Source organism: Pseudomonas sp. LS44 (genome assembly GCF_024730785.1).
GTDB lineage: Bacteria > Pseudomonadota > Gammaproteobacteria > Pseudomonadales > Pseudomonadaceae > Aquipseudomonas.
Genome location: NZ_CP102830.1, coordinates 2,145,569 through 2,167,879, shown reverse-complemented (window position 1 = coordinate 2,167,879; position 22,311 = coordinate 2,145,569). Strand labels below are relative to the sequence as shown.

13 protein-coding genes are annotated in these 22,311 nt (G+C 65.1%); 4 read left to right on the top strand and 9 right to left on the bottom strand.

Annotated features, from left to right (window positions below):
* The first annotated feature begins 63 nt into the window (after positions 1 to 63).
* Positions 64 to 2,001 (top strand): DUF1302 domain-containing protein, encoded by a 1,938-nt coding sequence (locus NVV93_RS09610; RefSeq protein ID WP_258254208.1) that lies wholly within the window; start codon positions 64 to 66, stop codon positions 1,999 to 2,001.
* A gap of 25 nt (positions 2,002 to 2,026) precedes the next feature.
* Entirely contained in the window at positions 2,027 to 3,403 is a 1,377-nt protein-coding gene (locus NVV93_RS09605; RefSeq protein ID WP_258254207.1) for a DUF1329 domain-containing protein, read from the top strand.
* Positions 3,404 to 3,489: 86 nt separating this feature from the next.
* On the opposite strand, the gene NVV93_RS09600 is transcribed toward NVV93_RS09605, so the two are convergent.
* The 9 genes from NVV93_RS09600 to NVV93_RS09560 all read right to left on the bottom strand — a co-directional run bounded on the left by NVV93_RS09600 (position 3,490) and on the right by NVV93_RS09560 (position 17,935).
* Positions 3,490 to 4,173: a TetR/AcrR family transcriptional regulator gene (locus NVV93_RS09600; RefSeq protein WP_258254206.1), complete on the bottom strand. Its 684-nt coding sequence runs from the start codon at positions 4,171 to 4,173 to the stop codon at positions 3,490 to 3,492.
* Positions 4,174 to 4,440: 267 nt separating this feature from the next.
* On the bottom strand, positions 4,441 to 6,012 hold the full coding sequence (locus tag NVV93_RS09595; protein WP_258254205.1) for a class I adenylate-forming enzyme family protein: 1,572 nt from the start codon (positions 6,010 to 6,012) through the stop codon (positions 4,441 to 4,443).
* A 308-nt stretch (positions 6,013 to 6,320) separates the two neighbouring features.
* A complete protein-coding gene (locus NVV93_RS09590) occupies positions 6,321 to 8,018 on the bottom strand; it encodes an AMP-binding protein (RefSeq protein ID WP_258254204.1) in 1,698 nt (565 codons plus the stop codon).
* A gap of 77 nt (positions 8,019 to 8,095) precedes the next feature.
* Positions 8,096 to 9,199 carry a lipid-transfer protein gene (locus NVV93_RS09585; RefSeq protein ID WP_258254203.1) on the bottom strand — a complete coding sequence of 368 codons (1,104 nt, stop codon included), beginning with the start codon at positions 9,197 to 9,199 and terminating at the stop codon, positions 8,096 to 8,098.
* A gap of 62 nt (positions 9,200 to 9,261) precedes the next feature.
* Positions 9,262 to 11,079 (bottom strand): SDR family oxidoreductase, encoded by a 1,818-nt coding sequence (locus NVV93_RS09580; protein WP_258254202.1) that lies wholly within the window; start codon positions 11,077 to 11,079, stop codon positions 9,262 to 9,264.
* Positions 11,080 to 11,112: 33 nt separating this feature from the next.
* Positions 11,113 to 12,255: an acyl-CoA dehydrogenase family protein gene (locus NVV93_RS09575; RefSeq protein ID WP_258254328.1), complete on the bottom strand. Its 1,143-nt coding sequence runs from the start codon at positions 12,253 to 12,255 to the stop codon at positions 11,113 to 11,115.
* A 34-nt stretch (positions 12,256 to 12,289) separates the two neighbouring features.
* Complete coding sequence (locus tag NVV93_RS09570) at positions 12,290 to 13,435, bottom strand: acyl-CoA dehydrogenase family protein (protein ID WP_258254201.1); 1,146 nt, start codon at positions 13,433 to 13,435, stop codon at positions 12,290 to 12,292.
* Between the two features lie 479 nt (positions 13,436 to 13,914).
* Positions 13,915 to 16,584, bottom strand: a complete 2,670-nt coding sequence (locus NVV93_RS09565) for a LuxR C-terminal-related transcriptional regulator (protein ID WP_258254327.1) — start codon at positions 16,582 to 16,584, stop codon at positions 13,915 to 13,917.
* Positions 16,585 to 16,792: 208 nt separating this feature from the next.
* Entirely contained in the window at positions 16,793 to 17,935 is a 1,143-nt protein-coding gene (locus NVV93_RS09560) for an acyl-CoA dehydrogenase family protein (RefSeq protein WP_258254200.1), read from the bottom strand.
* A gap of 250 nt (positions 17,936 to 18,185) precedes the next feature.
* Here NVV93_RS09560 and NVV93_RS09555 point away from each other — a divergent pair, with 250 nt between their 5' ends.
* Positions 18,186 to 19,988, top strand: a complete 1,803-nt coding sequence (locus tag NVV93_RS09555; protein WP_258254199.1) for an acyl-CoA dehydrogenase — start codon at positions 18,186 to 18,188, stop codon at positions 19,986 to 19,988.
* A gap of 115 nt (positions 19,989 to 20,103) precedes the next feature.
* Positions 20,104 to 22,254 carry a 3-hydroxyacyl-CoA dehydrogenase NAD-binding domain-containing protein gene (locus tag NVV93_RS09550; RefSeq protein WP_258254198.1) on the top strand — a complete coding sequence of 717 codons (2,151 nt, stop codon included), beginning with the start codon at positions 20,104 to 20,106 and terminating at the stop codon, positions 22,252 to 22,254.
* Positions 22,255 to 22,311: the final 57 nt, after the last annotated feature.

Below are 22,311 nucleotides of genomic sequence, written 5' to 3'. Positions count from 1 at the left end.
ATTGATCAGCTGGGTTTGAGCCGTTCGCCCTTCGTCCTATTGCAACCGTCTTTGGAGCGCCGCATGACAATAAGAAAATCCGGAGTCTTCCAACCCCACCTGCTGGCCGCCGCCATTGCAGTGGGCGTCGCATCTCAGGCCCAGGCCGTTAGCTTCCAAATTGGGGAAATCGAGGGCAGCTTCGATTCGTCACTCTCTGTGGGTGCCAGTTGGGCCGCAGACGGCCCGGACCCCGAGTTCATCCACCCCGCCAACACCTTGGGCATGCGTGGTTATTCGGCAACCCGCACCGCGGACGACAACCGCAAGAACTTCAAGAAGGGCGAAACCTTCTCGAAAATCTTCAAGGGCATTCATGATCTGGAGCTGAAATACGGCGACAGCGGCGTGTTCGTCCGCGGCAAGTACTGGTATGACTTCGAGCTGAAGGACGAGCACCGCCTGTTCTACGACATCGATGACAGCGGTCGCGACCGCGCCGCCCAATCCTCGGGCGCGATGTTCCTCGACACCTTTGTCTACCACAACTACAACATCGGCGACCTGTCGGGCAACGTGCGCCTGGGTAAGCAGGTGGTGAGCTGGGGTGAGAGCACCTTCATCGGTAACTCGATCAACAGCATCAACCCGATCGACGTCGCCGCGTTGCGCCGTCCCGGCTCTGAGGTCAAAGAAGGCCTGATCCCGGTCAACATGTTCTACCTGTCCCAGGGCCTGTCGGAGAACCTCAACGCCGAGGCCTTCTATCAGATCGAATGGGAAAAGACGGTAACCGACAACTGCGGCACCTTCTTCGGTTCTGACCCCTTGCCGAAGGGTTGTAACGACCGCCTGGTGTTCGCCGGCCCCGACCTCGCGCCCGGTGTAGCCAGGAATACTGCCTCCGCTGCGACGATTCTCGCGGGCGGGAATGCGGCAACGGATGACGTCTACATGCCGCGCGCCAAGGACAACGACGCCCGTGACGGCGGTCAGTACGGTTTGGCCTTGCGCTGGTTCGTGCCGGAAGCCAACGACACCGAATTCGGTGCTTACCTGATGAACTATCACAGCCGCAACCCGTACCTGAGCTTCAAGCAGACCACCGTGCCGTCGATCACGGCAGGCGAGATCGGCGCCCTGCGCAACAGCCTTATCGCAGCAGGTCGTACGCCCGCGCAGATCACTACCGCTCTGCAAGTGGCGGGCGGTCAGCGCCAGTTCGACCAGGTCCGAGCTGCGCGCTACTTCGTGGACTACCCGGAAGACATCCGCCTCTACGGCCTGAGCTTCCAAACCAACGTCGGCGGCACCTCGCTGGGTGGCGAAGTCAGCTACCGGCCGAACATGCCGCTGCAGATCAACACCCCCGACCTCAACCTGGCGGCGCTGCACGCGACCAACCCGGCCACCTTCTCCGGGGCCACTTCGCCGGTTTTCACCTCCGGAGAAACCACCCGTTCGCTGGGCGGCGACCTGCCAGGCTACAAACGCATGCCGGTGGTCCAGGCGCAGATGACCGCCACCCACTTCATCGACCAGGTTTTGGGCGCCAGCCGCCTGACCCTGGTGGGCGAGATTGGCTACAACCGCATCAACGGCCTAGGCAAGTCCGACGGCACCGACGTACGTTTCGGCCGCAGCCCGGTCTGGGGCGCCGGCGAACTCCCTGGCGCGCTGAACACCTCAGTCTGCGCCACCCCGACCAGCACGCAGCGGAACAACTGCACCAGCCACGGCTTCTACACCACCGACTCCTGGGGCTACCGCACCCGCGCCAGCCTGAACTACAGCAACGTGTTCGCTGGCATCAACCTGACACCGAACGTGGCCTGGTCGCATGACGTGGAGGGCTTTGGTCCGAACTTCGAGGAAGGCGTCAAGGCCGTCAGCGTCGGTCTGGATGCGGACTACCTGAACACCTACACCGCCAGCCTCAGCTACACCGACTTCTTCGGCGGCGACTTCAACACCAACACCGATCGTGACTTCGTCGCGCTCAGCCTCGGCGTGAACTTCTGAGCCGTTATCGGCAGAGGGTAATTGCATGAAAACAAAAACAAACATGATCATCAAAAGTGGCGTCATCGCGCTGTCCCTGCTGGCCAGCAGCGTCATGGCCGCGGTTTCGCAGCAGGAAGCCGACCAGCTCGGCACCACGCTGACCCCGCTGGGTGCGGAAAAAGCCGGCAACGCCGACGGCAGCATTCCGGCCTGGACCGGCGGGTTGAAGCCTGGCGCGGGTAGCGTGGACGCCAAGGGGTTCCTCTCGGATCCCTACGCCAATGAAAAGCCGCTGTTCACCATCACCGCCGCTAACGCCGCGCAGTACAAGGACAAGCTGACGCCGGGCCAGATGGCGATGTTCAAGCGCTACGCCAGCACCTACAAAATCCCGGTGTACAAAACCGAGCGCAGCGCGGCCAACCCGCAGGAAATCTACGAGGCGGCGAAGAAGAGCGCGGTGAACGTGAAACTGATCAGCGACGGCAACGGCCTGGAGCACTTCACCGAGTCGCGCAACTACGCCTTCCCCATTCCGAAGAACGGCGTGGAGGTGTACTGGAACCACCAGACCCGCTATCGCGGCAAGAACATTCAGCGCTGGGCGGCCCAGGCGGCTCCGCAAGTCAATGGCGCCTACACCATCGTCGACACCAACGACAAGAACAGCTTCCCGCAATACATGGACGGCGCAGACCCGAAAGAGTCGGCCAACGTGCTGTTCTACTACATCTTCGCGGTCACCGGCCCGGCACGCCTGGCGGGCAACGTGTCGATGGCCCACGAGACCATCGACCAGGTTAAGGAGCCGCGTAGAGCCTGGGCCTACAACGCCGGCCAGCGCCGCGTGCGGCGCGCCCCGCAATTGGCCTACGACGCCCCCGGCCTAGCCTCCGACGGCATGCGCACCTCCGACAACGCCGACATGATGAACGGCGCACCGGACCGCTACGACTGGAAGCTGGTGGGCAAAAAGGAGATGTACATCCCCTACAACAACTACCACCTGCAGTCGCCCAGCGTGAAGTACGCCGACATCATCAAGCCCGGGCACATCAACCAGGATCTGACCCGCTACGAGCTGCACCGGGTCTGGCAAGTCCAGGCCACCCTCAAACCGGGCGAACGGCATATCTATGCCAAGCGCGACATGTACTTCGACGAGGACACCTGGACCATCGTCGAGGTCGATCACTACGACGGCCGAGGCAACTTGTGGCGGGTGGGTGAAAACTACACCTACTCGCAGTACGAACAAGGCGTCAACGTGCCTGCGGCGCAGGGCTTCTATGACCTGATCGCCGGCCGCTACATCGTCGCAGCGATGAGCAACGAAGCGAAGAGCGCCCCGCAGTTTGGTCAACGGACCAAGATGTCCGACTTCACCCCGGCATCGCTGCGCAACGCCGGTATCCGTTAAACCTTGTTAGCCCAATGAAAAACGGCGCCCTCGGGCGCCGTTTTTCGTTTCATCACCGACATTGCCGGCGCACCGTTCTTAGCGAGTCACTCCGCAGTCGTCAGCAGCGCATGCACCATGCGCGCGAGCATCTGCACCGTATCCTTTTCGGTCAAGTAGCTGGGGCGTTCCAGGAGGATCGCCCGGGACAGGGCGAGTAAAGTGTGGAAGACCAAAAAGTGCGCCTTGTCTTTGTCGCGGACCAGGACCTCATCGGCGAAGCGGCACATCAGTGCCTCGGTCGCGCTACCGGACAGCTCCTCTCGCGCCTTGACCACGTCGAGCCTTACCAACTCGTCGTAGTGGGTCGAGCGCACGCTGAACTCCGGATCGAAGCGGATCTTCTGGAGATAGAGATTGAGGCCGACCTCGATGGTCAGCACGATGCCGTCGTACAGTGTGGTGTCGGCCGGCAGCGCGGCGATTCTGGTCAGCAGTTCGGTGCGCACTTCCTTGCGGACGTCCTCGTAGATGGCGGCGATCAGCGCCTCCATGGTCGGGAAATACTCGTAGATGGAACTGGTGGCAACACCCGCCTCTTCCGCCAGACGCAAGGTCGTCAGCTCATCCCTTCCATGCCGTTCGAGGATCTGCCGGGCGGTCTGCTTGAGGGCGTCGACCAAGGCGATGGAACGTGCCTGGCGCGGCGATTTGCGCTGCTGGGCAGGCACCTCGACTCGCAACACACCATCGGCACCGGGTCGCGATTCGTCGATGGGGGGCTTGCTCATATCGTTTCTCCTGGCGGTGGCGTCCCTCGTGCGGCAGAGCGGGCGCACTCAAAAAATGCTGCGGGTCGGCCAGGGTGAGCCCCCCGTCGCTGAGCAACGGGGGTAGCTTCGAGGCCTCCGCTTGGGTGTCGTGTAAGGCTCCATTTCATCACAATAACAGTCCACACCCCGGCCCCTTCCACTCCTTCAGAGTAGGTCCGCATGACTCGTCGGGACAGCGCGCCGGAGCGACGTCGTCCCCTCCCGAGGAGACGGTTTTGGGCGCGCTCAGGAAATCCGCCGCCCCAGGTCCTTCCAATACTTGTCGCGCACCTGGCGGCGCAGCACCTTGCCGACCGGGCTGACCGGCAGCTCGCTGACCAGCAGCAGCGATTTGGGCGCCTTGAAACGTCCCAGCCGACCTTTGACGTGCTCGATCAGCTCCGCCACTGACGGCTGCGTGCCAACCCTCACCACCACCTCGGCATGCACCGCCTCGCCCCATTCCGCATGGGGGATGCCGACCACGGCGGAGATCGCCACGTCCGGATGGGCATTGAGCGCCGCCTCCACCTCGACCGCATAGACGTTGAAGCCGCCGGTGATGATCATGTCTTTCTTGCGATCGACGATGAACAGGTAACCCAGCTCGTCGACACACCCCAGATCACCCGACCTCCAGAAGCCGTTGCTGAACTCGGCAGCGGTCGCCTCGGGATTGCCGTGATAGCCGCCGATGGTGGCCCGGCTGCGCAACCAGATCTCGCCGGTGGCGCCGGCTTCAACCTCCGCGCCCTGCTCGTCGACGATCATCAGCTCGACGCCTGGCGCCACCCGCCCCGCCGAAGCGAGCCGGCCGGCCGCGTCGGCCAACAGGTGGTCGGCCTTGCTCAGCGTGGCCACCGACTGCAAGCATTCGGTGGCTCCGTAAATCTGCAGGAAGACATTGCCGAAGCGCTGCTGCAATTGCGCGAGCTTGCTCGGGCTCATTGGCGCGGCGCCGTAGTAAATGGTCTGCAGGCTGGACAGGTCGTGGTCGCTGGCCTCCGGCATGTCGAGCAGGCGATACAGCAGGGTCGGCACCAGCGAACCGACGGTGACCCCCTCGGCCTCGATGTTGCGGCACCACAGGGCGAGGTCCGGCGCGTTCTGGGTCAGCGTACAACCGCCACGGAACAGCGTGGCCAGCACGCTCAGCCCCGAGCCATGGCTGATCGGCGCCATGTGCAGCAGACGGGTTGCGGCATCGAAGGCCTGCTCGCTCTCGGCATAGAAGGCGTCGCGGCAGGCCAGCCAGTTGTCCATGGTGTACTGCGCGCACTTGCTCTTGCCGGTGGTGCCGCCGGTGAAGCGGTAGATCAGGATATCCGTGCGCGGGTCGCTCTCCACGCCGGGGTCGTGGTCGCCGACGCCGTCCAGCAACTCGTCGAAGACGTACAGACCCTCACGCCTGACGGTCGGCGGGTCCATGCAGACCACGCTGATGCCGCGGGCCTGCAACCAGTCGAAGTAGCGTTCGAGCAGCGCGTTTTCGAGGAACACCACCTTCGGCTGCAGTTGATCGACCTGCGCAACATGCTCGTCGAGCGAGTCGCGGAAGTTGGTGAACGCCGCGGCGGCCTCACCCTTGAGCGCGGTCCAGGTGTGCAGCAACGACAGGTTGTCGTTCTCCAGAATGCACAGGTAGCGGTCGCCGCGCCGTAGCTGCAGGCGCTCGCGCATCATGTTGACGATCCGGTTGGTCAGCCGGTGCAGCTCGGCGAAGCTGTAGCGCCGCTGCCGCTCGATATTGACCAATGCCTCGTGGTCGCCGTAACGAACCGCGAGTTGGGCAAAGGTACGGGCGAAGTTCATCTTCATCGGAAGTCTCGTTCTTGTTATTGGCTCCCGAGTTATGCGCCTGCCCGATCTAATCCTCCCCCCTGCGATGGAGGGGGGAGTCGGAAACGACATGGCCGATCCTGGAGGATCGGCCATGCTGGTCACCACGCGGGTTTACTCGAAGCCCCGTAGGGTGGGTTAGCCGTAGGCGTAACCCACCACCCGTGCTGGACATCGGTGCCCAGGTTGGCACCGCTGGTGGGTTACGCCGCTACGCGGCTAACCCACCCTACAAAAGCGCTGCTCAACACGAATCGATGGCCATGAAAAGGCCGGCCCAATGCGGACTACTCGAAGATGACCTTGCAGCGGCTCGATCCCCAGGTTTCGGCCGCCGCGTGGTAACGCTCCTCGATAAGGTTGCGGCGGATCTTCAGGGTCGGCGTGAGCAAGCCGTTCTCGATGCTCCAGGGCTCCTGCACGACGACCAGGCAGTCCAGTTGCTCATGCGCCTCCAACTGCGCGTTGACCTCGGCCAGCAGCGCCTCCAGCTCGGCGCCGATCTGCTCGCACGTCGCTGCGTCGGCAAGCGCCGCGCGGGTGTCCGGCGCCACATTGAGCAGGCCGATCGGCTGCGCCAGTCCCACGCCGATCACGCAGGACGCTTCGATGGTCTGGTGGTTACCCAGTTTGGCCTCGATCGGTACCGGCGCGACGTACTTGCCCTTGGCGGTCTTGAACAGATCCTTGACCCGCCCGGTGATACGCAAGCGCCCCGTCTCGTCCAGCTCGCCACGGTCGCCGGTACGGAACAGCCCGTCCTCGGTGTAGCTCTCGACGGTCAACTCAGGCTCGCGGTAGTAGCCGAGCATCTGCCCCGGGCTACGCACGAGGATTTCCCCGTCCGCGGCGATCCGGCATTCGACTTCGGGAAGGGCTGCGCCGACGTAGCCGATGCGGACATCTCCCGGGCGACTGAAATGTGAGGTACCGAAGTTTTCCGACATCCCGTAGCCCTCGATCAGCTCCAGTCCGAGCTGGCGGTACCAGGCATGGACGGCCGCCGGCAGCGGCGCCGAGCCGGACATCCCGGTGTGCACCTGGTCGAGCCCGAGCGCGCCGAGAATCTGCCCCTTCATCACCGGCGCCTGCTCCGAATCAGCGAACGCCGCCGCCTGCACCGCCGGCGCAATCCGCTCGTTGATACCGTGATAGAACTTGCCCCACAGGCGCGGCACCGACATGAAAATGGTCGGTCGCGCCCGGCGCAGGTCGTCGGCGAAGGTCGCCAGGCTCTCGTTGAAGAACACCTGGCAGCCGCTGTACAGCGACAGCGCCTCGACTACGGCGCGTTCGGCGGTATGCGCCAGCGGCAGGTAGGACAGCAGGCGATCGGACGTACTGGTGCCACGGCCGCCGTTGTACATCACCCGGGTGACGGGCAGTACGTCGTGCATCGCGGCGAAGCTGAGCATCACGCCTTTCGGGTTACCGGTACTGCCGGAGGTGTAGGTGATGGTTGCCAGTTCGTCCGGCGCCGGCAGCAGCGGTTCGGCCAGTGGCGCGCAGCTGGCCATCAGTTTCTCCCAGGCCAGGCCTTCGCTGCGCGCCGAGCGCGGCAGGTTGATCAGCGGCAATTCCGCCGGCACCGCGGCGCTGACATCGAGCCAGCCGGCGGCGTCGCCGTCCAGGCGGCCGACGAACATCAGCCGGGCACCGGAGTGCGCGAGCACATAACCCACCGTGCTGGCATTGGCGGTCGAGTAGATCGGCACGCTGACGTGCCCGGCCAGCCAGATCGCCAGGTCAGCGATGATCCAGTGCGCGGTGTTCTTGCCGAGGATGGCGATCGCCGACTTGGGCGGCAGGCCCAGCGACTGCAGGTACGTCGCCATGCGACGCGCCTGGTCGCCGACTTCACCCCAGCGGTACTCGACCACCGAGCCGTCCTCAAGCGGTTGGGTCAGATAGACCGTATCGGGCTGGCGGCTTTCCCAGTCGAGAAAGCGGTGAAGCAAGGTCGCATGTTCGTGTGTGGCGCTCATGGCAGTTCCTACGGTACAGCGGCGGCTGGCCGCCTGGTTCATTGTTGTTGGATAGCGGATGACCGCTGATTCGCCGTTCAGTCGCGTCGGTAAAGCGTCACGATGGAGCCGGCCTCGCCGGCATCCTGTTGCAGGGCGATCGAGGCGTGCGGAACCTGTCGCGATCCGGCGCGGTCACGCAGATGCATCACCAGTTCGGCGCACTGGGCCAGGCCGGACGTACTCGCGCCAAAGCCCATTCCCAGCAGTCCGCCGGACGGATTGACGACGATATTGCCGCCATAGGTGTTGTCGCCGTCCTCGATGAATCGCTCGGCGCTGCCCTCGCGGCAGAACCCCAGTGCCTCGTACAGCAGCAGCTCGGTGACGGTCGCGCGGTCGTGCAGTTCGCACAGCTGGAGGTCGGCCGGACCGATACCGGCCCGCTCGTAGACTTCCCAGGAAACCGCCATGTCGCGCTCGTACCCCACCGACTGCAACGGCGTGTCCGGCGCGACGGCAGGCCCCCGCAGTTCGTCGCTGCAGACCTGCGCCAGGATCCGCACCGGACGGCTCAAGGCGAGGCGGCGGGCAAACTCGGTGGAACACACCAGCAATGCGCTGGCGGCGTACGCCGGAGCGGCGAACTGCAGACGGGGCAGCGGCGCGAAGCCGCCCTGTCCAGCCAGCACGTCATCGAGACCCAGCGGCTGGCCGTAATCGGCATCCGGATTGTGGAACGCATGCTGATGGGCCTTCACCGCGATCATCGCGAAGGTTTCCTGACGGCACTGATGGCGTCGCGTGTACTCGCGCGCGGCAGCGGTCCACAGCGCCATGGATTGTTCGCTCGGTGCATCGGCCGGACCATGATCGATCCCGGCCACCAGCACGCAGTGCGCACGCCCCTCCTCGATGTCGCGGCGCGCCAGGTACAGCGCCCGGCTGGCGCCGGCCACCGAGGCATCGACCGAAACGATGGGCGGGACATGCCCCAGAGCACGTAACAAGGACTCCTGCCAGGGCAGGCGGGCGCCACCGCTCGCGCACAGATAGACCTGCTCGACCTGCATCGGCTCGAGGCTAGCGTCGGCCATTGCGCAGCCGATTGCCTCACCCAGCGCCGATACGGGATACCAGCCAGCGGTCGACCGGTGATAGGCAGAACGGCCCACGCCAACCACTCTGACGTCTTGCTCCATCACGCGCTCCTGAAATTCTGTTGCCGCCGCCCCGTCGGGGACGGCGGACTTTCTCTACAGCCTTAGGCCGGGACTTGCTCGAAGATTTCGACCGAACCGCCCTTGAGCACCACTACGTCACGCTCGACGGCACGGGTCTCGAACAGCACGCGGGTCGGTGATTCGCGCCACATGCGGGTTTCCAGGGTGTCGCCCGGCATCACGATGGCGGCGAAACGCACGCGGATGTTCTTGAACAGACGCGAGTCGTTGTTACAGAACGCCTTGATCACGTGGCGACCGGCATAGCCGAAGGTGCACAGACCGTGCAGGAACGGCTTCTCGTAGCCGGCCTTGGAGGCGTAGTCCGGATCGACGTGCATCGGGTTCCAGTCACCACACAGGCGGTACAGCAGGGCCTGGTTGAGCTCGGTCTGCTCGGCGATGACAAAGTCCGGCGCGCGATCGGGCAGCGGCGCGGCCGCTACGCTCGGCACACGCTTCAGGCCAGCACCCGGAGTGCCGGTGTAGAAGCTGGTGAACTCGTTGTAGAACAACGGAGTGCCGTTCTCGTCGGTGGTGTGGATTTCCAGCACGCTGACCGAGCTCTTGCCTTTGTCCAGCGCTTCCTTCAAGCGCATGGTGTGCTTGAGCTTCGCCTTCGGCGGCAGCGGACGGTACATCTCGGTGTACTGCTCGCCATGCAGGCCCTTGGCGAATGGCAGTTCCAGGCCTTCCAGGGTCGGCTTGCCGGCGAGAATCGCCTTGAGGAACACCTGAGTGGCCGGCAGCACTGCCATGGTCGGCAGCACGCGGAACTCTTGATCCTTGAACTCATTGATGTAGAGCAGCTCGGTGCGGTCCAGCGGGTCCTTGGCGGCGCCCACGGCCAGCGCGTAGAGCGCAGCGTCGGTCTGAGTGTATTCGGTTTCCAGGGTCGCGACGGCGTTGGCCGCCACTTCCATGTCGACGTACTGGTTACCACCGATGGCATTGCCGGCCATGCGCTCGAACAGCTCCTTGAAGCCTTCGCCGCCGCTGGTGGGGTGCACGCTCTTCTCGTCGAAGCGGGTGATGCGTTCCCAGTTCTCGCGCACCAGCTCCGGGCTCAGCGAGTCGGTGTGCAGGAAGCGGCCGTAGGAACGCTCCCAACGGTACTTGGCGTGGAAGCCGCCACCGACTTCGAACAGGCCACCGGTGTCCGGGCACTCTTCGCTGCACAGCCAGCCAACCAGCGGCGCGACGTCCTCGACCTTGACCTTGGCGTGCAGCTCTTCCGGGAACAGGCCACTGGCGATCACCATGCGCGAGGCGGCGATCGGCGCAATGGTGTTGACGCGGATGTTCTTGCTCGCGCCCTCGATGGCCAGCGAGTTGGCGAAGCCGATCAGCCCGGCCTTGGCCGTGCCGTAGTTGCACTGACCGAAGTTGCCGAAGATACCGGTGCCAGAGGCGGTCATGACGATGCGGCCATAGCCCTTGTCGCGCATGATCGGCCACACCGCGTGGGTCAGGCGGAACGCGCCCTTGACGTGCACGTCCTGGATCAGGTCCCACTGCTCTTCGGTCATCTTGTGGAACGCGGTGTCACGCAGGATGCCGGCGTTGTTGATCAGGATGTCGACGGTGCCGAAGGCCTCCAGGGCAGTGGCGACGATCTTCTCGCCCTCGGTGACCGAGTGGTAGTCGGCGACGGCTTCGCCGCCCAGCGCCTTGATCTCGGCGACCACGGCATCGGCGGCTTCGGACGAAGTCCCCAGACCGGCGGTGGTCACGCCGAGGTCATTGACCACGACTTTGGCGCCACGGGCGCCGAGCAACAGGGCATGGGCACGACCAAGGCCGTTGCCAGCGCCGGTGACGATGGCGACTTTGCCGTCAAAACGAATTTCCTGCGACATGATTGCTTCCTCCAATGGGATGGTGGTTGGCCCTTACAGGGTGCGGGCGATGATTTCTTTCATGATTTCGTTGGTGCCGCCCCAGATCCGGTTACCCCGGGTATCCAGGTACAGGCGTGCGATCGGGTACTCGGTCATGTAACCGTTGCCGCCGTGCAGCTGCAGGCAGGCGTCGACCACCCGGCTGCTCAGCTCGGCGGTCCAGTACTTGGCGATCGCGGCGGTCTCGGCGCTCAGCTCGCCCTTCAGCAGCAGTTCCATGCAGCTGTCGACGAAGGAGCGGCCGATCTGCACTTCGGTCTTCAATTGAGCGAGGGTGAAACGCGAGTTCTGGAAGTCGAGCACCGGCTTGCCGAACACCATGCGGGTGCGGGTGTAGTCGATGGTGTGGTCGATGGCGGCCTCGGCCTGGGCCTGGAAGCCGGCGGCGCCGATGATGCGTTCCCAAGCCAGGTCGTGCATGAGCTGGTAGAAGCCCTTGCCTTCCACGCCACCGAGCACGTTCTCCACCGGCACACGGCAGTCGTCGAAGAACAGCATCGAGGTGTCCTGGGCGTGCAGGCCGACCTTTTCCAGCGGCTGCGAACGGGTGAAACCGGCACGCTCCTTCTCGACGATGACCAGCGAGATGTCCTGGGCGCCCTTGCCGCTGGTGCCGGTCTTGCAGACCACGATGGCCAGGTCGCAGGACGCACCGTTGGAGATGAAGGTCTTCGAGCCGTTCAGCACATACTCGTCACCGTCACGCACCGCGCGGGTCTTAACTGCCTGCAGGTCGGAACCGGTGTTCGGCTCGGTCATCGCGATCGAACCGACCGCCTCGCCGGCGACCATCTTCGGCAACCACTTCTGCTTCTGCGCCTCGGTGCCGTAGTTGAGCAGGTAGAAGGCGACCAGGCCGTGCACGCCGAAACCGATCAGGCCGGTGGCGCCGACGCGAAAGAACTCCTCGCCGAAGATCATGTCGAACAGCCGGTCGGCGCCGGGGCCGCCGTACTCCTCGGGTATCGACGGCAGCAACATGCCCAGCTCGCCGGCCTTGCGCCAGACCGCGCGCGGCACGCACTTGTCCTTTTCCCATTGGGCGTGGAAGGGGGCGACCTCGGTTTCCATGAAGCGCCGTACGGCGCGGCGGAATTCGTCGTGCTCGGTGCTGAACAGGGTGCGGGGGATCAGGTATTCCATGGGGGATTCCTCTCGGCGAGCGGGATCAGAGCGTGCGCCCGACCAGGTCTTTCATGATGTCGTTGGCGCCGCCGGCGATACGCAGGACGCGGTGATCGAGGTAATGACGGGCGACCGGGTACTCGAGCATGTAGCCGTTGCCGCCGTGCAGCTGCAGGCACTCGTCGACCACCTTGGAGTACAGGTCCGAGCAGAACAGCTTGGCCGCGGCCGCCGCCTCGGGGCTGAGGCTGTGGGCCAGGCACTGCTCCATGCAGCGGTCGACATAGTTCTGCGCCACGGCCAGCTGCATCTTCAGATCGGCCAGCTTGAAGCGAGTGTTCTGGAACTCGAAGATCGGCTTGCCGAATACGGTGCGACCACGGGTGTAGTCCAGGGTGTGTTCGAGCACCGCGAGCGAGCCGGCAACGCTGCTGATGGCGATCGACAGACGCTCCCAGGCCAGCTCCTTCATCAGGTTAATGAAGCCCTGGCCCGCGACGCCGCCCAGGACGTTTTCCTTCGGCACGCGGCAGTCTTCGAAGAACAACATGGTGGTGTCCTGGGCATGCAGGCCGACTTTCTTCAACGGCTTGGACTTGCTGAAGCCGGCACGCCCAGCCTCGACCAGAATCAGCGAAATGTCGGCGGAGCCCTTGCCGGTGTTGCCGGTCTTGGCCACCACGACCACCACATCACAGTTGGTGCCGTTGGAGATGAAGGTCTTGGCGCCGTTGATCACGTACTCGTCACCGTCCAGCACGGCACGGGTCTTCACTGCCTGCAGGTCGGAGCCAGTGTCGGGCTCGGTCATCGCCACCGCGGCAATCGCCTGACCGCTCGCCATCTTTGGCAGCCACTGCTGCTTCTGAGCGTCGGTGGCAAAGTTCACCAGGTAGCCGGCGACAATGTCGTGCACGCCGAAACCGATCAGCCCCGACGCCAGACCGGCGCGGTTGATTTCCTCAGCGGCGATCATCGAGAAGCGCCGATCCAGGCCCAGGCCGCCGTACTCCTCCGGGGTAGTAGCGTTGAGCATGCCGAGTTCGCCGGCGCGCTCCCAGATGGCGCGCGGAACCCGATGGTCCGCCTCCCACTGCTCCAGATGCGGAGCGCACTCCTCCGCCAGGAAGCGCCGCACGGTGTTGCGGAACTCCTCATGCTCATGGTCAAACAGGGTGCGTGGAATCATCGGTTTGCTCCTCGGATCTTGTCTGCGCAGCGGCAAAAAACGCCGGTACGGGATGGAGCCAAGATAGGAGGAGGTGGGGCGCTGCCGTCCCCCTCGGGGAGGGGGGGATTGGGGGCCCGGGGAGACGGCCGACTGGAAAAGACCGCCCCCCTTCATACGGGGAGGTCGGCCGGCTGGCGCTCTCCCTATTCTGAGATCGCGCGCCGCCAGTCGACGCCCGTCACGCCGGCGTCCACGCAACCCGGCAGGGCGGGCGTCGGCTGGCGACGCTCAGATTCTCAGAACCTGTTTCGGATCTTGCGAGCTAGAGCGAGACAAGGCGCAACGAAGCGAAGCGGAGTAACAGCCGCAGGCTGGCCCGTAGGGCGAGCGAAGCGAGTCAAACAGCCGAAGAAGCGCAGTTTACGAGTTGTAAATGAGCATTCTGAGGCTGTTTTTAACGCCGTATCGCCGACGCGCAGCAGATCCGAGACAGGTTCTCAGATCACTTCGTGTTTGCGCGCCCATGAGATGGCGTCATAGCGACTGGAAACCCCGAGCTTCACGTAGATGTTCTTGAGGTTCCATTTCACCGTTTCCAACGAGATGTTCAGGGTCAAGGCCACGCGTTTGTTGGACATGGCCTGGTTGATCAACTGCAGGATCGCCAGTTCACGAGGCGTCAACAGCGTTTTCGCCGCCGCGTCGGCCGCCTCACCGCCCCGGGAGGACGAATCGGCCACGGCGAAGCGGCTCAGCAAGTCGCTCAGATACTCGCTCGGCGAGCGCTCCGCGAGCGGCACGAGCAGACGCTGGAGGGCCGGCCCCTCATCCAGGAAGGTGCGCACCAGACCAAGCTCGGCGCCCAACCGCAGCGCCTCGACGAGCAGCACCTCGACGCGCGCACCTTCGCGCAGATCGGCGCGCGCCTGGGCTTCCAGCAATAGCGCGAGAACCGTGAACTGCCCGCGCTCATAGCGCTGGGCGTAATCCCGCAAGCCGTGCAACGCCTCCAGCGCCCGGTCCGGATAGTTGTCGGCCAGACAGATCCGCACCCGCGCCAGCGAGGCCAGGGCGGGAATTTCGGCAGTGAAGCCACTGGCCTGACCGAACGCCTCGGCGACCTGATCGATCTGGCTCGCCCGCTCCGCGGCCGCACCCCGATCATGCTGCAGCAAGGCGAGTCGCGACTGCTCCGCCAGGCAGTGAACCAATGGGCGGTGCAGGCCTAAGTGACGGAAATGGCGCACCTGGCGCTCGAGAAACGCCATCGCCACCGCGGGCGATTCCTGCAATAGGTCGAGGCGAGCCCGACAGATGGTCGCTCGCAGCATGGTGTCGGGCATTGCCCATTGCAGCAAACCGTTGCGGTTGGCGAGGACTTCCCGGGCCTCGTCGATACGATCTCGCTCGCGATAGACCTCGGCCAATGTCGCCGCCCCCAGGTAGGCGCTGGCCGAGCGGTGCCCGTGGACCGCCACGGCACGAGCCAGCTGCACGACCCCGCCTTGTTCGGCCTCGACCATCCGCCCCACCTGCAGGTGGCACAGCGTCCGCGCGCCCTCGCCAATCAACGCCATTTCGGAGTCACGGTCGCTTTCCGGAATAGGATTTTCATCCAGGCAGCGCAGCGCGTCGGCGTAGCGTCCCGCTGCGGAATAGGCGATGGCGAGCAGTGCCGGCGCACCGTAGCGGGTCACGGAATAATCCTCCGCCAACGGTACGAAGCCTTCGAGCAACGCGATAATCGGGTCGGTGCGGTCGCGCTGCACTTCGATGGCGGCCTGAACCAATGGCAGGCGATGGCGGATGTCGATTGGCTGCGCCGCACCGCTAAGCCGGAAGCGCTCCAGCCATAGCTCGGCCTTCGCCGGCCGCGCGGTCAGGGCATACGCCAGGCAGCCGAGGAAGAACAGACGCGGGCGGGAGAACAGGATGTCCTCGGGCAGCCGCTCCAGCAACCGCAGCAGCGGGCTCAGTTGGTCGAGGCTCCAGCTCGCCGGGGTGGCACGTTCGATCATCTCGGCAGCGAAGGCCAGATCATCGCCCAGGGTCGCGTGGCGCACCGCCTCCGCCAGCAACGCATGCTCGGCCAGCCAGCGCGCCGCGCGGCGGTGCAGCTCAACCAGCTCGCGCTGATGCTGACGGGCCAGGCGGGCGGAAAGGAAGTCGCCAAACAATGCATGGAAGCGATACCAGGGCTGGCGGTCGTCGGACTCGACCCGGACGATCATCAGATTTTCCTCGGCCATGCGCTTGAGCAGCGCCGGCGCGTCGAGGCAACCGGTCACGGCTTCAGCGAGGGAGGCATTGAAGCGGCGGCACATGCTGATCCGCTCCATGAAGCCGGCCAGCTCGACCGGCAGATGGGCCATCACTTCCTCGGCCAGGTAGGTCTGCAGATCATCGGAGCGCCAGCCCAGATCGCGCAACATGCCACGCGCATCCGGATTGCTGCGCAGCAGGATGAGGATCAGCTGCAGACTGGCCGGCCAGCCGCTGGTCAGTTCGTGAACCAGCAGCACCTCCTCGGCAGTCAGCTTGAGTGCCGTCAGGTTGAGCTCGAGGAAGGCCCGCGTCTCGCCAAGGTCGAACGGCAACGCCGCGCAGTCGATGTCCACGACCTCATCCAGCAAGCGCAGGCGGCTGAAGTTGAGCGGTGGCGCGACGCGCGACACGATGACGAAATGCAGGTTGGCCGGACTGTGATCCAGGAGCCTCTGCATCAACTGATGGGAGCGCTGATCGCTGACGTGCTGATAGTCGTCCAGCACCAGAAACAGTTCCTTGTTGATGCCGGCGGCACCCTCGACGATGGCGGCCACCACTTCATCGATGAATTCCGGCCGCACCCCCTCCGGCGGAATACCCGAGTCGAACGGAATGCCGAGGCGCTGCAAGGCCCCATGTAGATAAGCGAAGAAGATCGACAACTGCTTGTCGTCGACGCTGAGCGACAGCCAGGCCACATCGGCCCCGACCCGCATCATTTCCTGGCGCCACTGTGCCAACAGCGTGGTCTTGCCGAAACCGGGGCTGCCGGTCACCAGCCCTACCCGGCGTTTCGCCATCCCCTGGAAGGCATCGAGCAGTCGCTGCCGGGGGATCGACTGAGTGCCAAGGCGCGGCGGCGAAAATTTCGTCGACACCAGTTGCCTGTCGGTATGCATATCCACACGGAGTCTCCCATCACGGCCCGCGCAACTGCGCGCGGTACTGCAGAATCAGGCGTAGCTGAGCCGCCTGACAACCGCAAGCATAGCCGTTGCCAATGCTTGCCTGGCGCGCAGGCGAAGGCGCAAACCTGATATCAGTCAGCGATGATGAGGAGCGAAACAAAATCCCAGCCCCCTCCAACAGAGGGGGCTGGGCTATGGCTCAGAGACTGCGGGCGACCAGCTCGCGCATGATGTCGTTGGCGCCGCCGTAGATGCGGTTGACCCGGCTATCCAGGTAGTGACGGGCGACCGGGTACTCGAGCATGTAGCCGTTGCCGCCGTGCAGCTGCAGGCACTGGTCGACGACCCGCGAGTACAGCTCGGTGCACCACAGCTTGGCGGCCGCCGCGGCTTCCGGGCTCAGGGTGTGCTCGAGGCACAGCTCCATGCAGCGGTCCACGTAGGTCTGACCGAGGACGATCTCGGTCTTCAGGTCGGCGAGCTTGAAGCGCGAGTTCTGGAAATCGATGATCGGCTTGCCAAACACGGTGCGACCACGGGTGTACTCGATGGTTTGTTCGAGCACCGCCTGGCTTGCCGCCACGCCGAGAATGCCAATGCTCAGGCGCTCCCAGGCCAGCTCCTTCATCAGCTGGTAGAAGCCCTGCCCCGCCACGCCGCCGAGGACGTTGTCCTTCGGCACGCGGCAGTCCTCGAAGAACAGCATGGTGGTGTCCTGGGCATGCATGCCGACCTTCTTCAGCGGCTTGGACTTGGTCAGCCCGACGCGATCGGCCTCGACCAGGATCAGCGAGGTGTCGGCGGAGCCCTTGCCGCTGTTGCCGGTCTTGGCCACCACGACCACCACATCACAGTTGGTGCCGTTGGAGATGAAGGTCTTGGCGCCGTTGATCACGTACTCGTCACCGTCCAGCACCGCGCGGGTCTTCACCGCCTGCAGGTCGGAGCCGGTGTTCGGCTCGGTCATCGCCACCGCAGCGATCGCCTCGCCGACCGCCATTTTCGGCAGCCACTGCTGTTTCTGCTCCTCGGTGCCGAAGTTGATGAAGTAGCCGGCGCAGATGTCGTGCACGTTGAAACCGTTCAGCCCGGACAGGCCGGCGCGCGACACTTCTTCCACGGCAATCATCGAGAAGCGCCGATCCAGCCCGAGTCCGCCGTATTCCTCCGGCGTGGTGGCGTTGAGCATGCCCAGCTCGCCGGCGCGCTGCCAGATCGCGCGCGGCACCAGACGATCTTCCTCCCACTGCTCGTGGAATGGCGCGCACTCCTCGGCTAGAAAGCGGCGAACGGTGTTGCGGAATTCTTCGTGTTCGTGATCGAACAGGGTACGTGGAATCATCGGGTTTCCCCTGGAAGCAGGTTGATCGTATCGCCGGCCTTGCCGGTGGCGCTTCGCGTCACCATAGGCGGTTGCCCGCCTGCCACACCCCCTCGTAGCGAGTAGGTGCTCGCCCGCGCCTCACGCCCCCACTCGTAAAGGGGGGATCGTTGGTGGCGCATTCGCCTCTTTACTGCCTGCCTCAACAGCCATCAGCGCGGCGCGCCGAGCGCTGTCTGTTTCGCCACCAATTTTCGTCGACGAGAACGCCATGACCGACAAGTTGCTCAACGAACGCGAGCTGAGCTTCCAGCTCTACGAGATGCTCGACACCGAAGCGCTGCTGCAACGCCCGCGCTACGCCGAGCACGATCGCGCCGTATTCGATGCGACCCTGGAAACCGCGCGCGGCATCGCCGCCGAGTTCCTCGCCCCGCACAACCAGAAGGGCGACGCCAACGAGCCGACCTTCGACGGCGAGAAGGTCAGCCTGATTCCGGAAACCAAAGCCGCCTGGGACGCGCTCGCCGGCGCCGGTTTCCACGCCGCCCACCACGACGCCGAGGACGGCGGCCTGCAACTGCCGGAAGTGGTGTTGCGCGCCTGCATGGCCTACTTCAACGCCGCCAACGTTTCCTCTGCGGCCTATTCCTTCCTGACCATCGGCGCCGCCAACCTGGTCAAGGGCTTCGCCGGCGATACCCTGCGCCAGCGCTTCCTGCCGCCGATGCTCGACGGTCGCTACAGCGGCACCATGGCGCTGACCGAACCGGGCCAGGGCTCGGCGCTCGGCGACATCCGCACCACCGCGCGCCCGGCCGACGACGGCAGCTACCGGGTGTTCGGCCAGAAGATGTTCATCTCCGGCGGCGACCATGAGCTGACCGACAACATCGTGCACATGGTGCTGGCCCGCATCGACGGCGCGCCGGCCGGGGTCAAGGGCATCTCGCTATTCCTGGTGCCTAAATTCCTGGTCAACGCCGACGGCAGCCGCGGCGCGCGCAACGACGTGGCGCTGGCTGGCCTGCTGCACAAGCTGGGTTACCGCAACACCACCTCCACCGTGCTCAGCTTCGGTGAGAAGGGCGGCGCGGTCGGTTACCTGGTGGGCGAGGCCAACAAGGGTCTCGCCTACATGTTCCAACTGATGAACGAGGCGCGCATCGGCGTGGCCCTGGGCGCCTCGGCGCTGGCTTACCAGAGCTACATCCATGCCCTCGACTACGCCCGCGAGCGTCCGCAGGGTCGCCTGCCCGGCAGCAAGGACCCGCTGGCGTCGCAGGTACGCATCGTCGAGCACGCCGACGTGCGGCGCATGCTGCTGCAGCAAAAGGTCTACGCCGAGGGCAGCCTGTCGCTGTGCCTGTACGCCAGCAGCCTGTTCGAGGACGCCCACACCGCGCCCGAGCAGGCGGCCCGCGAGGACGCCGCCGAACTGCTCGACCTGCTGATCCCGATGGTCAAGTCCTACCCGTCGAAGTACGGGGTGATCGCCTCCGATCTCGGCATCCAGATCCTCGGCGGCTCCGGCTACATCCGCGAGTACCCGCTGGAACAGTACTACCGCGACAACCGCCTCAACCCGATCCACGAAGGCACCGAGGGCATCCACGGCCTCGACCTGCTCGGCCGCAAGGTCGGCCAGCGCGGTGGCAAGGGCTACCGGCTGTTCCTCGCCGCCGCCCGCGCCAGCCTCGAGCAGGCCGCCGCTGACAGCACCTGCGCGCCGCTGACTGCCGCCTTGGCCGATGCGCTAGGCATCCTCGAGCGGGTCACCGTCGATCTGCAGGCGCAGGTCGGCGCCGATGCCAACCTCGGCCTCTCCAACGCCACCGCCTACCTCGACCTGTTCGGCCGAGTGGTGGTCGGCTGGATCTGGCTGCGTCAGGCGCTGGTCGCCAGCCGCGCGCTGAACGCCGGCGCCGCCGGCAGCGAAGCCGACTTCTACCAGGGCAAGTTGCACGCCGCCCGCTATTTCATGGACTGGGAACTGGCCGGCCTGGACGCCCAGGCGCGCCTGCTCAGTGCCGGCAACCGACTGTGCTTCGACATGCAGAACGCCTGGTTCTGACCGCGCCCACGGCGTGTAGGAGCGAATTCATTCGCTCCTACACAGACTTGAGCACCGGCCGGCCTCGCGGCGCTTTTATTCATCGACACCATTCAAACCACTACAGGGAATCATCATGAGCGACTTGATCCACTATCGCCTCGAAGACGAACTGGCCCTGATCGGCCTCGCCCGTCCGCCGGTCAACGCCCTCGGCCAACCGCTGCGTGCCGCCCTGCTGGACGCCTGCGAGCGCGCCGCCGCCGACCCGGCCGTACGCGCCATCATCCTTCACGGCGCCAACGGCCTGTTCAGCGCCGGCGCCGACATCAGCGAGTTCGGCAGCGACGCCTCCTTCGCCGCGCCGGATCTGCCCGGCCTGCTGGTGCGCCTGACCGAGATCGACAAACCGCTGATCGCCGCGATCGGCAAGCTGGCGCTCGGCGGCGGCCTGGAGCTGGCGCTGGCCTGCGGTTACCGCATCGCTGAACCGGCTACCCGCGTCGGCCTGCCGGAAATCAACCTCGGCTTGCTGCCCGGCGCCGGCGGCACCCAGCGGCTTCCACGGCTGATCGGCGCCGAGTCGGCACTGAATATGATGATTTCCGGCCAACAGGTCAGCGCTGATCGCGCACGGATGCTCCGCCTGCTCGACCGCGTCACCGACAGCGCCGAAGGTCTGCTCGATGAAGCCCGCGCCTACGCCCGCGAGCTGCTTGCAACGCAAGCGCCGGCCCAGCCAGTCGCGCCCTATCCGGACCCAGCCGTCGACCTGCCGGACGACTTCATCGCTCAATACCGCGCCGAGAACGAGCCACGCTGGAAGAGCCGCCTGGCCCCGCGCCTGGTGCTGGCCGCCGTCGAGGCCGCCTGCGAACTGCCGCTCGACCAGGGTCTGGCTCACGAGCATGCGCTGTTCAAGAAAGCTGAGAACTCCACGCAATCGGCCGCGCTGCGGCACGTGTTCTTCGCCGAGCGCGAAGCCGGCAAGGTTCCCGGCATCGACGCCAACACCACGCTGCGCCCGATCAACAAGGTCGCGGTGATCGGCGCCGGCACCATGGGCGGCGGCATCGCCATGAACTTCGCCAACGCCGGCATCCCGGTGACGCTGCTGGAACGCCAGGGCGACGCGCTGGACCATGGCCTGGGCCAGATCCGCAACAACTACGCGATCAGCGTCACCCGCGGCAAGCTCAGCGAAGCCCAACTGGAACAGCGCATGGCCCTGCTGCAGGGCACCCTCGACTACGCCGACCTGGCCGACGCCGACCTGGTGATCGAGGCGGTGTTCGAGAAAATGGAGATCAAGCAGGAGGTGTTCCGCACCCTCGACCGGGTGTGCAAGCCGGGCGCTATCCTCGCCACCAACACCTCCTCGCTCGACGTCGACCAGATCGCCGGGGTGACCTGCCGTCCACAGGACGTGATCGGCCTGCACTTCTTCAGCCCGGCCAACGTCATGCGCCTGCTGGAAGTGGTGCGCGCCGCCAAGACCGCCCCGGATGTGCTGGCCACGACCATGAAAGTCGCCAAGCAGATCGGCAAGCTGCCGGTGGTCTCCGGCGTGTGTTTCGGCTTCATCGGCAACCGCATGCTCGAACCCTACGCCCGCGAGGCGCACCGTCTGGTCCTCGAAGGCGCCAACCCGGCCCAGGTGGACGGCGTACTCACCGGCCTCGACCTGAACATGGGCGTGCTGAGCATGCTCGACCTGGCCGGCATCGACGTGAACTTCCTGGTGCGCCAATCCAACCTGGCTGCCACCCGTCACGACCCGAGCTACCACATCGTCGGCAACGAGCTGTATGCCCTGGGCCGCTACGGCCAGAAGGCCGGTCGCGGCTTCTATATCTACGAGGGCCGGCAGCGCCAGGACGACTACGAGGTGGTCGCCATCGCCGAACGCCTGGCCGGTGAACTGAACGTCCCGCGCCGCGCCATTTCCGACCAGGAAATCCACGATCGCTGCCTGTTCATGCTGATCAACGAAGGCATCCAACTGCTCGACGAGGGCATCGCCCTGCGCGCCAGCGACATCGACCTGGTGTGGATCAACGGCTACGGCTTCCCGGCCCACCTCGGCGGGCCGATGCACTACGCCGAACAGCTCGGCCTGGACAAGGTGCTGGCCGGCATCCAGCGCTACCGCAAGGAGCTCGGCGCCTATGGCGAGATGTGGTTCCAACCGGCGTCGCTACTGGAGCGCCTGGTCACCGCCGGCAAGACCCGCATCGAACCGCTGTGGCCCAACGAACTACAGCCAGCAGTATTCATTTCCCACTGAACCAACTCCCCTCTCCCATTCATGGAGAGGGGCTGGGGGAGAGGGAAATGGGCGCGC

Bases quoted from the DNA above. Each gene is read 5' to 3' on its own strand.
- NVV93_RS09555 (WP_258254199.1), top strand. From the start codon at position 18,186: ATGACCGACAAGTTGCTCAACGAACGCGAGCTGAGCTTCCAGCTCTAC.
- NVV93_RS09570 (WP_258254201.1), bottom strand. From the start codon at position 13,435: ATGATTCCACGCACCCTGTTTGACCATGAGCATGAGGAGTTCCGCAAC.
- NVV93_RS09565 (WP_258254327.1), bottom strand. From the start codon at position 16,584: ATGCATACCGACAGGCAACTGGTGTCGACGAAATTTTCGCCGCCGCGC.
- NVV93_RS09605 (WP_258254207.1), top strand. From the start codon at position 2,027: ATGAAAACAAAAACAAACATGATCATCAAAAGTGGCGTCATCGCGCTG.
- NVV93_RS09610 (WP_258254208.1), top strand. From the start codon at position 64: ATGACAATAAGAAAATCCGGAGTCTTCCAACCCCACCTGCTGGCCGCC.
- NVV93_RS09590 (WP_258254204.1), bottom strand. From the start codon at position 8,018: ATGAGCGCCACACACGAACATGCGACCTTGCTTCACCGCTTTCTCGAC.
- NVV93_RS09550 (WP_258254198.1), top strand. From the start codon at position 20,104: ATGAGCGACTTGATCCACTATCGCCTCGAAGACGAACTGGCCCTGATC.
- NVV93_RS09580 (WP_258254202.1), bottom strand. From the start codon at position 11,079: ATGTCGCAGGAAATTCGTTTTGACGGCAAAGTCGCCATCGTCACCGGC.
- NVV93_RS09560 (WP_258254200.1), bottom strand. From the start codon at position 17,935: ATGATTCCACGTACCCTGTTCGATCACGAACACGAAGAATTCCGCAAC.
- NVV93_RS09600 (WP_258254206.1), bottom strand. From the start codon at position 4,173: ATGAGCAAGCCCCCCATCGACGAATCGCGACCCGGTGCCGATGGTGTG.
- NVV93_RS09595 (WP_258254205.1), bottom strand. From the start codon at position 6,012: ATGAAGATGAACTTCGCCCGTACCTTTGCCCAACTCGCGGTTCGTTAC.
- NVV93_RS09585 (WP_258254203.1), bottom strand. From the start codon at position 9,199: ATGGAGCAAGACGTCAGAGTGGTTGGCGTGGGCCGTTCTGCCTATCAC.